This window comes from Microcoleus sp. K5-D4 (assembly GCF_036704575.1).
GTDB lineage: Bacteria > Cyanobacteriota > Cyanobacteriia > Cyanobacteriales > Microcoleaceae > Microcoleus.
In genome coordinates this window covers 57373-71799 of sequence record NZ_JAUBSD010000004.1, presented here as the reverse complement: position 1 = coordinate 71799, position 14427 = coordinate 57373, and the positions used below count along the sequence as shown (strand labels likewise).

The window sequence follows — 14427 nt, the reverse complement described above, 5'->3', positions numbered from 1 at the left end:
CGCTTTTTCATCACTCTGGATAAAATAAAACAACGGCATACCAACTTTATCCAGAGTCTAATGTTGTATATCCACGAAACTTATTCATCATATTTAATAGTTCTAGAAATCCGGCTTTTCAGCTAGGAATATCAAAAATCAAGAGCCAAGGCTTGAGGAAATTGTAAAAGACATAGGGTTGAATTATCAGTCGCAAATTATTTAACGTAGATTTCCATCCTCCACTAAAATTCCACCACTCATGCTGACTATATTTTAAAGGTTCTTGAGATATACCCTGTGGCCCAACGCAATTTAAGCTCTGGGATTCCTCTGACACACTCTCACGTGTCACTTGATTATTTCTCTGGTTTGTTTGTAAGCTAATTAACAAAAATGCACAACTAACTATTTCCCACCACTTGGCTATTTGCTGATAACTTGTTACCCGAAAATCGGCCCAGCCTAGTTCGTTTTTGGCTTGCTTTAATCCGTACTCAATCCAATTCCTCAAACCATAGTGATTCCCAATACTCGAATATAAATCTCCGGAAATATTAGTCATTAAATACCAAGTATTACTTTTTCGCTCCCGGAAAAAATCACTGGTTATCTTCCAGTATCTCACCTCGCCAGAACCCGGACAAATGATTTCTTGAATATATCTTGTCTGTTCATTGCCATTAGAAAATACCCGGTCAAATGTTTGCCAGTCACTGTAAGTAACTTCTTCTTTATTCAACCAAGCTTTGTGATTGGAGCGAATTGCCACTACATATTTGAGGTGCAATTTATTTAGCCCTTGTATAAATGTAGAGCTTTCCCCATATAGACTATCAGCTAATACCTGCTCGATTTTAAATCCCATCCCCTCTAGCTCTGATATAATTTCTAGGGCTAGTTGAGGTTTAGTCTTATATGTGTCTTCTGGTAGGAGAGTTGCTTGTGGTTTGAAAACTTTAAACATTAATGGAAATAGCGTGTTTCCGACTACACCATAGGCATTAACAGATACTATTCCATTCTCTACCTTGCCGAGATTACCAATATATTGTCTCGCCACATAATCGGTAGTGTTTCCCTTTTTTTTGTCTCCGGTTTCATCTATTATTAATATGACTTTTCCCCCAGCGACTCTCTCTAGTATTAACGACAATCTTAATTGTTGACAAGCTTTAATATCCCAGGGGGACAAAGTTAAAAAATGATGTAGAGATTGTTCATTTTTTAAGCCGACCACTTTCGCTATTTCTGTTAGCGATTTTCGCTTGATTCCCGAAATCATCCCTATAATTAGATACTTGAAGTTTTCAAAACTTCTTACCTCGGGAAATAGATGTTGATAGGCTTTACAGTATTCGTCTACAAAACTGACTGTAGAAACTGGTGGGCGGGGTAGTACCATACATTTTAACTATTTGAGGACTTCAGGAATATTATACTATCGCTAAAGTGATGGAAGAGCGTTAGGCAAAATCTCAAATTCCTTTGATGTTCGCTCAATCACCTCCACTCGTACCCCACTCTATCGTTGCTACCGAAAAAAATTCCCCCAAAGTTTCCGACTCTGGCTTTAGATCGGGAAATAGAGATATTTCGATTTTGCCATGACTCAACATAGAGAGACTGGCCACAGCTCCTCTGACCTGTTCCGGCTTGACTTCCAGATACCTTTGCAACTGCTCTAAATTCCTGTGTCCGCTCACTTCCTGCACGATTCTTAAGGGAATACCAGCATTCGACATCTGGGTAAGGGCAGTCCTGCAGAAGCTGTGAGAACTGGCTCCCTCGATGCCAACTCGCTTAAAAGCCTGTCGCAAGATTAAGCCGGCCGCGTCGCTGGTGATGTGTCCCAAGCGAGTGTTACAGCACTTCCGGATGTTATGAGGTACAGTAGCAACAATTAGTAAACCAGTTCTTGAGATGTTTCGGGTTAATTAAATCAAGAGCCAGAGCAATTATCGTATCAACCCTTTTAGTGGTGGTTGCCGAAAACTGGATCAATAAAGATTTAAGTTGCGACCACCATAATCCAATCGGATTAAAATAGGCGTGAGTATGGGGACAAACATAAAATAGAAGCACCCACAGATTCAATCATCGATGTAATTGAATCTACTTTATGAGCGGGTAAATTATCCATCACTACTACTGCTCCCGACCACAATTGTGGCACTAAACATTGCTCAAAAAATACCTCAAATGCTTTGCCATCCATTGAGTTATCCATTGTCATGAGCGCCACTACTCGCTTCAAACTAATTGCACCAATTACTGTGACTTTTTTCCCTCGGTAAAAAGGTTTAACCGCATAGGCTCTCGTTCCTCGTTGAGAACGTGCATGAGTTCTGGTTAAACAAGCGTAATACTCCAGTCTCATCTAAAAAAACTAGATCTTTTTGGTCGATCTGCTTGACTTTTCCCCAATACTCTAACCTTAACTTCATGACTTTTTCTGTTCCGGCTTGGCTACTTCTCACGGTTTTTTTTACGATTTAATCCCAACTTTTGTAAGGCGTTACACATGGCTGTTCTACCCACCCAATTTCCCGTCTTCTGGCCAAATAACTCACACAATTCTAGTAAGGTTGCATCAGGATGTGCTGCCACTATTTCTCTCAAAGAAGCTGTGGAATTATTCAAATGACTGTATCTCGGTTTACCCCTGGGTTTCGGCTCTAAATTTCCCTCAATTTTTTGTTGCTTGACCAGTTTTTGAACAGAGCTTTTACTGACGGAAAATATCGCTGCTGTTTTTCTGATCGACAGCTTCTGCTCGATATGGGCTGCTACTATGAAAGGAGCACAAATCTATTGAGTATGCTTTCATTGGTATATTATTTTTAGTCGATTCTATTGTACCTCATAACATCCGGAAGTGCTGTATTCTTCTGCACTCATCGATGGGCGATCGGGTAGGGCAACCATAATGCGATCGAAAATGAAGTATGTTTCTAGAATAGCTTGAAGAAAAAGTGATTAAAAGGGCGGGTTTTTGAGATTGTCAATTATTGGCAGATATTTTTCGTGAACCCGCCCCTACCGTATTAGGGTAATCGACCGGACATGATATCAGAGGTTTTCATTCCTCTGATTTAGATATTCCTCAAGCCTGCTGGGTGTGACGGGTTGTCAGCCCGTCAGGGACTAAATTCCTCATGTAAGTCACTGTAATTGATTAAGTGCGATCGTACCAACTTTGCAGCGCCAAGCGGTGAACTTCCCGCCAGCTAATATTTTTAAGTCTGGCAATTTCCGCGCAATCTTCGTATTCCGGCTGTACATTAACAATCGTTTCTCCAGACTTCGCAACTTTTATCTTGACTTCGCCGTATTCTGTTTTAACGGTCTGGATTTCTCGGTGTAAAATCGTTCTTTGTTGAGTCGATCGCCTAATTCCCAGAGTAGTAGTTTCGCGAAAGATAACTGCTTCACAAGCATCCTGAAATTCGGGATGACAAATCGCCGTTAACAAAACCCCCAGCCGCGACTTTTTCATCACAATTGGGGCAGTAAAAACATCCAGAGCTCCGGCGGCAAACAAAGCATCAAAAACATAGCCGATCGCCTGCGGACTCAAATCATCAATTTGCGTTTCCAATACCGTAATAGTTTCTAGGGAATTGGGAATTGGGCATTGGGCATTGGGCATCGGGAATGGGGAATTAGTAGCCGTCTTTCTCCCACTCTCCCACTCTCCCACTCTCCCCCTCTCCCCTTCTGACTTCTCCCCAATCCAGAGGCGCAAAATATTAGGAATTGCCAGCATTCGAGAACCTGCACCCAAACCGATCGCCTGAATTTGCATCGACGGTGGCGGGCCGAAAGCAGAGGCGAGAGTACAGGCGATCGCAGTTCCCGTAGGAGTGCACAATTCGCGATCGATCCCGTTGCTATAAACCGGCACTCGGTGCGTTTCCCACAACCGCATCACCGCCGGCGTCGGCACCGCTAACTTACCGTGGGCCGCCTTCACCGTACCTGCACCAGTCGGCATCGCCGAAAAGTAAAATTCATCAATATCCAACCAATCCAAACCCAAACAAGTACCGACAATATCAATAATTGCATCCGTCGCCCCCACCTCGTGAAAGTGAACCTCGCTTGGGGGGATACCGTGTACGGCACCTTCTGCATCTGCTAATTTGCCAAATACAGCCAAACTCCAAGATTCCACGCGCGGAGGCAATTTTGCAGAGACGATGATTTGCTCAATTTCGGGCAAATTGCGGTGATGAGTGTGGCTAATTTCGGCATCTGCTTCACCGTGACTGTGAGAATGTTCTTTCCCGTGATGATGGTGGTGGCGGGCGTCAAAAGTAGGGGATTCGGTTTCCGAGGGATCGAGTTCGGTAGCGGAATTTTTGGATTTTAAGCACAAATCCGGAGCTAAATCTACATAAAATTTAGTTGCTTGTTGAGTATTCCGGTGGACTAATTCCGTCCGCAACTGGTACTCTGTCGAAATGCCGAGCAAATTGAGTTTTTCGATTAGGTAGTCTAAAGGAACGCCAGCGTGAACAAGAGCTCCGATGCACATATCGCCAGCAATGCCGGTTGGACAGTCAAAATAAGCTATTTTATTCATTGTTAACAATTAATTTTCAACATTGATTGTTTCACTCGATATTTCGATCGCCCACTTAGCCTGCAATATCTTAACATGGCAACTATTTACGAAGTGCATCCAGTTGCACCCCAAAGAGACCGGATCGAGAAGATTACAAAAGCTCTAAAAGATGGGGCGGTGATGCTTTATCCGACAGATACAGTTTATGCGATCGGCTGCGATCTCAACTCCAAGTCTGCGGTAGAACGAGTCAGGCAGATCAAGCAACTATCCAATGATAAGCCTTTAACGTTCCTGTGTTCCTCTCTCTCAAATATCACCGACTATGCTACAGTCAGCGATGAAGCATACAGAATTATCAAGCGGTTAATACCTGGGCCTTATACATTTCTGCTGCCAGCTACCAAGTTAGTGCCACGGTTGGTAATGAACCCAAAACGGAAAACCACTGGAATTCGCGTTCCCGACCAGCGGCTTTGTTTTACACTGTTGGAAGCCTTGGGAAATCCAATTATTTCAACATCCGCTCACATTACAACGGATGATGAAGGTGCAGCACCAGTGCCTGCATCTAAAGCAGAAAGCTTTGGCAAAGCTGAGCTGTTTGACTGTTTTTCAAAGCTAGTGGATGTCATTGTCGATGACGGTTCCGATCCGGGATATCAAGTTTCTACCATTCTCGATTTGACACAAAGCGAACCGATTGTTGTTCGCCGTGGTTTGGGTTCGGAAGCTGTCGCCGTTTGGGAAAAAGATTAAAATTTTCAGGGGCAGGTTAAGCGCTAAATTGGCCCACAACCCGCCCCCTTTTTTTAGTTATAAACTGCTTTAAGCCTCTACCTTAACTCCTTTCCAAAAAGCAATATATCCGGCAATATTTTTAGCAGCATCTTTGGGAGTAGGATAGTACCACGCAGCATCTTTATTAACTTGTCCGCCGACTTCGACATTGTAGTAACTAGCAACACCTTTCCAACCGCAAGTAGTGTGAGTGCTGCTGTCCTTGAAATACTCACGGTTGATGGCATCGGCGGGGAAATAATAGTTGTTGTCTACAATTTCGCACTTGTCGCTCTCGGCCAAAACGGCACCATTCCAAATTGCTTTCGGCATCAGTTTTTCTGCTTAAATTGAGATTCTCAATTATTGTAACTGTATTTGTGCTCAAAAGGCATAGAATAGTTGAGAAGCCAACAACCAACTACTGCAAATGCCAGCGTCTAATCCGCCAATATCTTCTGTGCCTCTGCCCCTGGAACAAGCACTCAAACATTTTTTTGGCTATGACTCTTTCCGCCCGGGGCAGCAGGAAATTGTCGAAGCTGCTTTACAAAAACGGGATATGATGATTGTCATGCCGACGGGCGGTGGCAAGTCTTTGTGTTTTCAATTACCGGCACTGTTGAAACCGGGATTGACGGTGGTTGTTTCGCCGTTAATTGCTCTGATGCAAGACCAGGTGGAAGCTTTGCAGGATAATGGAATTGGGGCGACTTTTCTCAACAGCACTTTGAGCAGTCAGGAAACCCGATCGCGCGAAACTGCGATTCTCGAAGGTAAGATTAAATTGCTTTATGTTGCACCCGAACGCTTGCTGGGTGAGAGATTTTTACCATTTTTAGATATAGTAGCAAATAAGTTAGGAATTTCGGCATTTGCGATCGACGAAGCCCACTGCGTTTCGGAATGGGGGCACGACTTTCGACCAGAATACAGGCAAATGCAACGAGTGCGCGATCGATATCCCGACATTCCCATTATGGCACTAACCGCCACCGCGACTGAGCGCGTCCGCCAAGACATTATCCAGCAGCTAACTCTGCGAAATCCCTACATCCACGTCGCCAGCTTCAACCGCCCCAATTTATACTACGAAGTTCGCCCCAAAACCAAACACAGTTTTGCCGAAGTTTTGCAAATCATCCAAAAAAAAGGCGGTTCGGGAATTATCTATTGCCTCAGCCGCAAAAAAGTTGACGAAGTTGCCTATAAATTGCAACAAAGTGGCATCCAAGCCTTACCCTACCACGCTGGGATGAGCGATGTCGATCGCGCAACCAATCAAACCCGCTTCATTCGCGACGACGTGCAAGTAATGGTAGCCACAATAGCTTTCGGTATGGGCATTAACAAACCAGACGTGCGGTTTGTAATTCACTACGACTTGCCCAAGAATCTAGAAGGATACTATCAAGAATCAGGCCGCGCAGGCAGAGACAACGAACCCGCCCATTGCAGCTTATTTTTCGGCTACGGCGATGTCAAAATGATCGACTATATCATCGAGCAAAAACCTGATCCACAAGAACAACGAATTGCCCGCCAACAGTTGCGTCGAGTAATCAACTATGCAGAATCAACCGATTGCCGTCGTACAATCCAGTTAAGTTATTTTGGCGATTCATTCCCCGGAAACTGCGGTACTTGCGATAACTGTTGCAACCAAAAACCCGTAGAAGATTGGACGATTGAGGCAATGAAGTTTCTTTCTTGCGTCGCCCGCTGCCAAGAAAAATTCGGCATGAATCACATCATCGACGTGCTGCGCGGTTCAAAGAATCAAAAAATATTGCAATACCAGCACCACCAACTTTCTACTTACGGAATTGGCAAAGATAGAAGTGCTGATGAATGGAAAAAACTGAGTCGTTCGCTGTTAAATCAAGGTTTTTTAGACGAAAAAACCGACGGGTTTCCCATTTTGAAACTGAATGAAAAAAGTTGGGAAATTATGAAACGTCAGCGCACAGTTGAAATCGCCATTGAACCCCAGCGGGAAGTACAGGGAAAAGTTCGTTCTTTGGCAGTAGAAGTAGAAGGTTTATTTACCATACTGCGGACGCTACGCAAGCAAATTGCCGACGAACAATTTGTGCCACCTTACGTAGTTTTTGCGGATAAAAGCTTGCGAGACATGGCAGAAAAACGCCCGCAAAATCTCAGAGAATTCGAGGAAGTTTACGGCGTTGGCAGCAACAAGCGAGATAAGTACGGTAAGGTTTTTTTGGAAGCCATTCGCAATTTTTGCCAAGAACAAGGATTGCCAACTGCCGCTGCATCTTCTGCGGCAGCGAATCTTCCCAATCTTGCTAACGTTGCGTCTTATTCGCAGATGCAAACCTGGGAATTATACCGACAAGGTTTGACAGTTCAAGGAATAGCTAATGCGCGGGGTATGAGCCCTAATACTATTTCTGGGCATCTGATAGAATTGATGGAAATGGGCAGGGAAGTTGATATAAATTTGTTGGTGGAACCGGAACGCCAGCAGGCGATAGTGTACGCAATTGAAGTTATGGGGGATGAGAAACTAAGAGCCATTTATGATTTTTTAGAAGAACGTTATACGTTTGAAGAGATTAAGTTTGTGCGCGCTTGGTGGCGGCAAAATTATGTAGGTTTTTAACCGCCGATATATGCAGATGAACGATGATGGACGCAGATAATTGATGGGAGGAAGGAAAAATGAGAATAAAAAAAGTAGCTTGTGGGGATAATATATTAGAGGGGCGTTTTGAAGCGATATATTTTTTCCATTTGGGTTTGCTACCTGGCATATATGGCGTTGGCAAAACTCAAATTTCAAAAGTAATTTTAAGAGCGCTATAAGTCAGTAAGCTTGGGTTAGCTAATCGTCTCATTATTTGCTATGCTTCGCGCAGTCGCGAGGGTACTAAAAAACCCGGAAGCAATCGCCGAGACTTTCTTCTGTTCTCAATTTTAGTGAGTGGCTAGGGCTATAAATTACCTTTTTAACTGAACCTTATTGAGCTATAAGTACCTCGTAAAACCACTTTTTATCTAAGTAGTAGAGTGCGTGAGAGGTAGCAATATTTAAATCCACACGCCTGAGACTATTTACACTCACGCCCCGCCCAAAGGAGTGAATAATATTGATGCAGTTGGATACGATATTAGGTCTCTCTGTTCACCCAGAAGTTCCCTAAATTTTAGCATTGTATTTGGTTGCGGGAAAATTATAGCCATCCTAAATCATTTGTGAAATTCTTACTCCCTCCCCTTGATAAGGGGAGGGTTGGGGTGGGGTCAAAAAATTACGACTCATTTAGAATTGTTATATATCGGTTTTTGAGGGCAAGAAATTAACTTTCTACACTTTAGAAGTGTACAATAAATGGTTGACTTCGTTAGCCAGCCATTCGTTAAACAGATTATGCAATATTTCTTGATACCGTTCAGGAGTTAATTCGGCCGGGAGAAACTTTTCAACCATGAACAAATGATATCCTAGCTCTGTTTCAATTGGACGAATCACTTCTCCGGGTTTAGCGCTAAATACGGCGACGGCTATGTCTGGTTTTAAACCCCACCGATAAACCTTGCCTTCGCAACCGCATATATGCCGACGATTTTCGTCAATATCGTAAAGATGAGCGGCATCAAAAAAGCTGATTTCTCCTTCTTGAATTTGATAAAATAGTTCCTGAGCAAGCTGGCGGTTGGCAACAATTATTTGATAAAGAATTATTTGGTCGAATTGCAGTTTGTTTTGAACAAAAATCTTTTCTACTTCTTTGCTAAACAAGTGTTCTGCTAGTTTTTGGCTGAGGAGCCGATCGCGAATCCCTGCCTCTAAATCTTCTACAGAAATCATCTGATCGACCAGCCAAGCAATCGTGTCGGCCGCTTTCTCCAAACGCTTCTCGCGGCGGAGTTGGTCGCCCACAGCTTGAATTTCGTCGGGAGTCACAGTTAACCCCCGTTCCCCGGCTGCTTTCTCAATAACTTTTTTCTGCAAAACCTTTTGACTAAATGTTTTTAATTGCATCTCTTGTCTGAGTAGTTCGATGATTTCACTTGCTTCAATCAAGGGGCCGTAAAAATCCTTCATTTTTCTCTCTCAACCTATATAACTTTATTAACTTCATCCCCCGACGCTACCCGCCGGTAATTAGCGTTAATAATTTAACGCTTGGCTACAAGATGTCATTGGGCAAACTAATAAAATCAGCATTGCTCAAAGTTGTTGCACCCGCTGCGTTAACTGTTCCCAAAACAACAGCTAAAATGCGATCGCCATTATTTGAACTAAACTTGAGCACAGTCGCGTCTGTCGTACCGTCACCATCAGTATCAAACGCGACGAGTGTCAAGTCTGTTACCGAAAGTCCCCCTATCAGCCCAATTCGATCGCCTTGAGCAGGATTAAAATCAACGACTCGATCTGCTAACAATGGATTAGCTGCTGCACTAGCTGTTTCCGATCTAAATGCAAAGGTATCAGCGCCGCTACCTCCAATCAATGTATCGGTGCCGAAGTTGCCACAAAGAAAATCGTCGCCGTTGCCGCCAATCAGCAAATCTTGACCTTTCCCTCCCCGCAAAGTGTCGTTTCCATCGCCTCCATCGATCGCATCATCACCTCTGTTAGCTTGGACAATATCGTCGCCGCTTCCTGCAAAAATTCGATCACTCCCGCTATCGCCAGTAATCACATCGCTGTCGTTGGTGCCCAGCCAATATCCGTCGCCGTTGCTGTCGATCGTACTCTCGTCGCCAGTACCCGTACTGTCTGGAGAGAAATTAGATGGACTTGAATTGCTAGAAGTGCCACCAGTCACGGGGGTGAACGTTGAACCGTCATTATTTGACGGTGTGGGTGTTGGCGCTGTGGGTGTTGGGGCTGTGGCGTTAGTAGTTGGGGGCGCCACTGTAGAAGCACTCGCTATCGCGCTGCCACTGCTAGATGTAGCCCCCACAGCGTAAGCAGTCTCACTACTTGTACTGCTTCCCATCGGGGAAGTTGCTGTCGCGCTGCTGGTACTGCCTGCACCGCTGTTATCTACAAAGGCACTAGATGTGCTGGAACTACTGCTGCTGCCCGCACCAGGGTTATTCGCCACCGAATTCAAGGTGTTTAAACTATTGCTGTTTCCAACAATATTATTTAAGGGCTCAGGAGCTAATGAATCGAATGGAGGCATCGCGATTTATCTCCTTTTACTTGTATGTAAAGACGAAAATCACTTGCACGAGCGCCGACATTGCGAATCTCAATAAATGCCCATGTAGGATTTTAAAGAGTGTGAAACAATTGCTTTTGACTTCAGACTAAAGACTGAAATGTTTTTAATAAATGAACCTTGGTGCATCCAGAAAATAGGACAGGAAAAAATTGTTACCAATACCAATCTGGGCGATCGGTACTGATTGCCAATGGCATTTGATTTAGCCATCACCATCACTCTCAAAAAGCTTGTATAAATTTAAACTGCACCTTCCTTGCACTCGCCCGTACTCAAAAAGTATTAGGACGGACTGCTAAAGATGAGCAAAAACCGTGTTTTATTGCGATTTACCTCAATATATCTGGACTAATTAGAGGTATGTTGCCAATTTGGCAGATTTGTTTGAAATTATAAGACTTACGCAAGTTTTCAATTTTTACACTCTTTGTATCCGGGCGCACGCTTGCTGGTGTTGAGGCCCGATCGACACACCGCTGCTCCCGTTCCTGAATTGTGATTAACAGAGCGGGGTTTGGCAGCAGTTTGAGGACTGTGGTTGAGCGGATGGGAGGGGACTTGGAACGGCAGTTGGAGGGGCTTGCATCAGCCGGGAAGGCGACGGATTTAGCCGATTTGAATACGATCGCGATCGAATGGATGCGGAGTCATGGCAGGTGCAGGGCGATCGCGATCGCCCTGCACCTGCCATGATGCGGAAGTAATTAGAATTGGCATTCAGCGAGTTGGGGCGATCGGCTCTTTCCTCGGCCAGAAACCGCTCGTACCCCTGATGAAGTGGTCAATCATTAAAAGCTAAAAAGGGCTTAAGCCTTTACTACAAGCCATCACAGTTAGTGTGGCAAGTCCATCGCCTTTACAGTAACCGTCTCATAAGCATAGTTTGCTCGTGTTCCTGAATTAATTTTTATTTTCACTTTATCAAAGCCTGCGTAGTAAACACCAACACCAGCTAGAGGGTCAGTGCCCATCGCTATAGCTGTTCCCGTACCCGTTGCTTTCGTAACTTTGCCTTGGTTTCTAAAAATAATGTCTATAGTAGTCAAAGTGTTTCCACTGTCTACTGATGAAAAGGCATCTAATCCCAATGCAGCACCACCTAAAATCAACTTGTTTTCTGCAACATTTTCGATGTAGGACAAATCATATATCAACATAAGGTTCCTCCTTTGTAAACTAATCAAAACTCATTTGTGGACTAAGCAGGTATGGGAGTTTTTCGCTCGCAGGTACTTGCAGTTTGATATTCACCTTGTTCTTGCAGCACCAGATCCAAATTATAGTGAGCCTCTGCTAAATCTGGTTTCATAGAGATGGACTGGCGATAGTAGGCGATCGCTGTTTTTAAATCGCCTACTTGTTTACATTTCGAGCCTAAATCATTGTTCATTGCCGCGTAATGAGCTTGTTTCTCTAAGGAGAGCTTTCCTTGAGCATGAAGTGCATTGGCTAAGTTAACCTCAGCTTCAACGCAATCAGGCTTTAGTTCTAGTGCTTTTTGATAGTAGGCGATCGCATCTTCCCATTTGCCTTGCTGCTGTAGAGCATAGCCAAGGTTATTGTATGCGGCGATCGCATCAGGCTGTAGAGCTAAGACTTGATGATAGGTTTCTATCGCCTCGGATAACCGATCTTGAGTTTGATATAAATTTCCCAAACCAAATAAAGCCTTGATAGAGTTTGGCTGCACCTGAAGCAGGTTTTTCAGTAAATTTTCTGCAGTTTGGTACTCGCCTTTTTGCCTCATCAACACCCCCAGTCCATAGAGTGCCTCTGGGTGATTTGATTGAGCTTTCAGAATCTGATGGTATCGCTGCTCAGCTTTGGTGAGTCGGTTCAATCGATGATCTCGAACAGCGATCTGAAGTGCTAAAGAAATAACATCCCTAACATCCTGTTGTCTGTTCTGACCATTCTTGTATGTGGCTACGATATGCTGAATGTGGCGATCTTTAGCTCCAAAAGAATACTTATATTCCTCATTCCCCGTTAAAAAGTCGTACACTTTAAATCCATTTTGAATCGCGTATCGGAGCGCATCAGCATGGAGGATAAGCCCAGGTGGAGGATTTTTAAAGGTTTGATCGCGACCTGTAATCACAAATAGCATGGATTTTTGCTGAAAATCCACAAAGTTGGCGATCGCCCCTAAAGGTCTGTCTCCTTTCCACAGAACCGAAAGATACAGACAGTTATTTTCAAAACAATGACGTAAAATAAGGCGATTGTAACCCAAAATCACCTCACAGGTATCTCCTTTTTGCTTTTTCCATCTGGACTCCCAGAAATTGAGTAGTATCTCAATATGAGATTCCAAATTGTCTGCGTCAACTTGGGTGATATAAAACTCGTTAGAGCTGTCAACTTGCCTTAAAAAGCGTCTTATTTTTTGGCGAGTATTGACACCGACGTAGTTTTGCAGATATTGCTCCCAGTCATCTGGTAATGAAACATAAGGAGCAAGATAAATATCGGGTTCTTCTTCATTCACACTTTGAATGCGGAGTTGACGGAGTTCAAAACTATCGGCAGAGAAATTACTCAAGAATAGAGACATCCGTGTGTCGGTTTCTAGAATACTTTTTATATTGAAACTCGACCATACTAACTTTTGCTGGATGTAAGCAGCAAAAGCAGGAATTACTTCTGCTTCATAACCAGGCAGACAAATAAGTCCTGTGTAATCTGCCATGCTATTTCCGGCCATGCAGATTTCAGTTTCAAAGCCGCCTCCATCTTGGTGGGTTAATAAAATTTTTAGAGGAAAAAAAGCCACATAGGATGAATCATGGGTATCTGGTTTGGCAGCTAATATGAACCACGGCTCATACACCATCTGCAACCATCCAGATAACCAAATCCAGGATAGGAAGAACTGAGCCTGATGATCAGCAGCGTATACAGAATTCCAATTTTCTCTAATTTTATTAAATGTTTCAAAATTATCAATTTTCTCAATCTGCATATGATTTTTTCCCTCACCAATTATACTTCCCATATTTGTCGATTAAGACTAGATTCTTCTAATCCTCCTGAGAGGATGTCTAACAAGTATCTTGTGCAACATTAAAATCGCAGTATCGATCATCTTCCTATCGGGTGAGACTATTAACGCCCAAAAAATGAAATAGAAGTACTGCGAATTGTAGATGAAGCACTTTGGTTTCCAGTCCTTGCATAGGCTGTGGCTGTTGCATTGGCTTTACTATACTCAAGACTACCCAAGTCTTTAACCGTTGTGTTGGTTACAGTATTTGTATAAGTTTGATTACCAATGGCAAATCCACCTGCAACAGCGATCGCATATCCAGGCTCTGCTTTTGTTGTGGCGAATGTATCCGCGTAAACATTGCCACCACCTACTATAGCTGTGCTTTCGTTAATGGGTTCTAAATAACTTAAGTCAGAGATAATTAAGCAATATTTCATGGCAGTATCAAGAGAACTTTTTAGCAGACTAAATTCATTATTAAATTGAAGATATACTAGAGCAACTAGATGTTGATGAAGTGCTGCTAAAACTAGATGAAGAAGAACTACTAGAACTCGATTTGGCGTAACTGCTGGAGCTATTAGATGAAACCTTTACAGAAACGCTTTGACTAATTTCACCTCGATCATCGCCAGATGCTTCGACTACGCTTTTCGCCTCAGCAATAACTTTACCATCGGGTGAGACTAGGCGTTTGACAACAACTTTATAGTCAGTCATGAGTTTAACACCGATTTTTGTTGATTATAAAATTGGATAAATCCTAAATTTGTGAGTCGTAGATGGTAATTACCTACGGCTTCATTTAAAACAAGATTTTGCCAGTTAATTACTTGTCTAAAAGTCAATTAATCAACTACGTAAATCATCTAAGTAAGGCGGTCAGAATCAACCTGACT

At 43.3% G+C, this 14427-nt stretch carries 16 protein-coding genes and 1 pseudogene; 5 read left to right on the top strand and 12 right to left on the bottom strand.

Going from position 1 to position 14427, the window contains the following annotated elements; all coding sequences use genetic code 11:
• Positions 1-121: 121 nt before the first annotated feature.
• From QUA77_RS02560 to larC, 5 genes and pseudogenes are all read right to left on the bottom strand, one after another.
• Positions 122-1384: pseudogene (locus QUA77_RS02560) on the bottom strand (IS701 family transposase); the annotation flags it as partial.
• Positions 1385-1478: 94 nt separating this feature from the next.
• On the bottom strand, positions 1479-1835 hold the full coding sequence (locus QUA77_RS02555; protein WP_333182186.1) for a tyrosine-type recombinase/integrase: 357 nt from the start codon (positions 1833-1835) through the stop codon (positions 1479-1481).
• 185 nt (positions 1836-2020) lie between these two features.
• On the bottom strand, positions 2021-2359 hold the full coding sequence (locus QUA77_RS02550; RefSeq protein ID WP_333449160.1) for a transposase: 339 nt from the start codon (positions 2357-2359) through the stop codon (positions 2021-2023).
• 89 nt (positions 2360-2448) lie between these two features.
• A complete protein-coding gene (locus QUA77_RS29255; protein WP_445302051.1) occupies positions 2449-2760 on the bottom strand; it encodes a helix-turn-helix domain-containing protein in 312 nt (103 codons plus the stop codon).
• Between the two features lie 397 nt (positions 2761-3157).
• Entirely contained in the window at positions 3158-4567 is a 1410-nt protein-coding gene (gene larC / locus QUA77_RS02545) for a nickel pincer cofactor biosynthesis protein LarC (protein ID WP_333449159.1), read from the bottom strand.
• Between the two features lie 75 nt (positions 4568-4642).
• Here larC and QUA77_RS02540 point away from each other — a divergent pair, with 75 nt between their 5' ends.
• Positions 4643-5308 (top strand): L-threonylcarbamoyladenylate synthase, encoded by a 666-nt coding sequence (locus QUA77_RS02540; RefSeq protein WP_333037860.1) that lies wholly within the window; start codon positions 4643-4645, stop codon positions 5306-5308.
• 69 nt (positions 5309-5377) lie between these two features.
• On the opposite strand, the gene QUA77_RS02535 is transcribed toward QUA77_RS02540, so the two are convergent.
• Positions 5378-5662: a DUF427 domain-containing protein gene (locus QUA77_RS02535; RefSeq protein WP_333037862.1), complete on the bottom strand. Its 285-nt coding sequence runs from the start codon at positions 5660-5662 to the stop codon at positions 5378-5380.
• A gap of 97 nt (positions 5663-5759) precedes the next feature.
• Here QUA77_RS02535 and recQ point away from each other — a divergent pair, with 97 nt between their 5' ends.
• Positions 5760-7955 carry a DNA helicase RecQ gene (gene recQ / locus QUA77_RS02530; RefSeq protein WP_333449158.1) on the top strand — a complete coding sequence of 732 codons (2196 nt, stop codon included), beginning with the start codon at positions 5760-5762 and terminating at the stop codon, positions 7953-7955.
• Between the two features lie 59 nt (positions 7956-8014).
• The gene (locus QUA77_RS02525) at positions 8015-8158 is read left to right on the top strand and encodes a hypothetical protein (RefSeq protein ID WP_333449157.1); all 144 of its coding nucleotides are present in this window, start codon (positions 8015-8017) and stop codon (positions 8156-8158) included.
• A gap of 502 nt (positions 8159-8660) precedes the next feature.
• Here QUA77_RS02525 and QUA77_RS02520 read toward each other — a convergent pair.
• Positions 8661-9401: a peptidylprolyl isomerase gene (locus QUA77_RS02520; RefSeq protein ID WP_333449156.1), complete on the bottom strand. Its 741-nt coding sequence runs from the start codon at positions 9399-9401 to the stop codon at positions 8661-8663.
• 85 nt (positions 9402-9486) lie between these two features.
• Complete coding sequence (locus QUA77_RS02515; protein WP_333449155.1) at positions 9487-10494, bottom strand: hypothetical protein; 1008 nt, start codon at positions 10492-10494, stop codon at positions 9487-9489.
• Between the two features lie 537 nt (positions 10495-11031).
• Between QUA77_RS02515 and QUA77_RS02510 the strand changes: the two genes are divergently transcribed.
• Positions 11032-11229, top strand: a complete 198-nt coding sequence (locus QUA77_RS02510) for a hypothetical protein (protein WP_333082310.1) — start codon at positions 11032-11034, stop codon at positions 11227-11229.
• Positions 11186-11335 (top strand): hypothetical protein, encoded by a 150-nt coding sequence (locus QUA77_RS02505; RefSeq protein ID WP_333449154.1) that lies wholly within the window; start codon positions 11186-11188, stop codon positions 11333-11335. The genes QUA77_RS02510 and QUA77_RS02505 overlap by 44 nt, the downstream gene beginning before the upstream one ends.
• 34 nt (positions 11336-11369) lie before the next feature.
• Here QUA77_RS02505 and QUA77_RS02500 read toward each other — a convergent pair whose 3' ends face one another.
• The 4 genes from QUA77_RS02500 to QUA77_RS02485 form a co-directional block, all read right to left on the bottom strand.
• A complete protein-coding gene (locus QUA77_RS02500) occupies positions 11370-11693 on the bottom strand; it encodes a hypothetical protein (protein ID WP_333449153.1) in 324 nt (107 codons plus the stop codon).
• A 41-nt stretch (positions 11694-11734) separates the two neighbouring features.
• Complete coding sequence (locus QUA77_RS02495; RefSeq protein ID WP_333449152.1) at positions 11735-13501, bottom strand: GNAT family N-acetyltransferase; 1767 nt, start codon at positions 13499-13501, stop codon at positions 11735-11737.
• Between the two features lie 143 nt (positions 13502-13644).
• A complete protein-coding gene (locus QUA77_RS02490; RefSeq protein WP_333449151.1) occupies positions 13645-13965 on the bottom strand; it encodes a TonB-dependent receptor in 321 nt (106 codons plus the stop codon).
• A 40-nt stretch (positions 13966-14005) separates the two neighbouring features.
• On the bottom strand, positions 14006-14248 hold the full coding sequence (locus QUA77_RS02485) for a hypothetical protein (protein ID WP_333037883.1): 243 nt from the start codon (positions 14246-14248) through the stop codon (positions 14006-14008).
• Positions 14249-14427: the final 179 nt, after the last annotated feature.

What these genes read in the sequence shown, in the direction of transcription:
- QUA77_RS02495 (WP_333449152.1), bottom strand. Translation starts at nt 13,501, where the DNA reads ATGCAGATTGAGAAAATTGATAATTTTGAAACATTTAATAAAATTAGA.
- QUA77_RS02500 (WP_333449153.1), bottom strand. Translation starts at nt 11,693, where the DNA reads ATGTTGATATATGATTTGTCCTACATCGAAAATGTTGCAGAAAACAAG.
- QUA77_RS02515 (WP_333449155.1), bottom strand. Translation starts at nt 10,494, where the DNA reads ATGCCTCCATTCGATTCATTAGCTCCTGAGCCCTTAAATAATATTGTT.
- QUA77_RS02550 (WP_333449160.1), bottom strand. Translation starts at nt 2,359, where the DNA reads ATGAGACTGGAGTATTACGCTTGTTTAACCAGAACTCATGCACGTTCT.
- QUA77_RS02525 (WP_333449157.1), top strand. Translation starts at nt 8,015, where the DNA reads ATGAGAATAAAAAAAGTAGCTTGTGGGGATAATATATTAGAGGGGCGT.
- recQ (WP_333449158.1), top strand. Translation starts at nt 5,760, where the DNA reads ATGCCAGCGTCTAATCCGCCAATATCTTCTGTGCCTCTGCCCCTGGAA.
- QUA77_RS02520 (WP_333449156.1), bottom strand. Translation starts at nt 9,401, where the DNA reads ATGAAGGATTTTTACGGCCCCTTGATTGAAGCAAGTGAAATCATCGAA.
- QUA77_RS02485 (WP_333037883.1), bottom strand. Translation starts at nt 14,248, where the DNA reads ATGACTGACTATAAAGTTGTTGTCAAACGCCTAGTCTCACCCGATGGT.
- QUA77_RS02540 (WP_333037860.1), top strand. Translation starts at nt 4,643, where the DNA reads ATGGCAACTATTTACGAAGTGCATCCAGTTGCACCCCAAAGAGACCGG.
- QUA77_RS02490 (WP_333449151.1), bottom strand. Translation starts at nt 13,965, where the DNA reads ATGAAATATTGCTTAATTATCTCTGACTTAAGTTATTTAGAACCCATT.
- QUA77_RS02505 (WP_333449154.1), top strand. Translation starts at nt 11,186, where the DNA reads ATGGCAGGTGCAGGGCGATCGCGATCGCCCTGCACCTGCCATGATGCG.
- larC (WP_333449159.1), bottom strand. Translation starts at nt 4,567, where the DNA reads ATGAATAAAATAGCTTATTTTGACTGTCCAACCGGCATTGCTGGCGAT.
- QUA77_RS02535 (WP_333037862.1), bottom strand. Translation starts at nt 5,662, where the DNA reads ATGCCGAAAGCAATTTGGAATGGTGCCGTTTTGGCCGAGAGCGACAAG.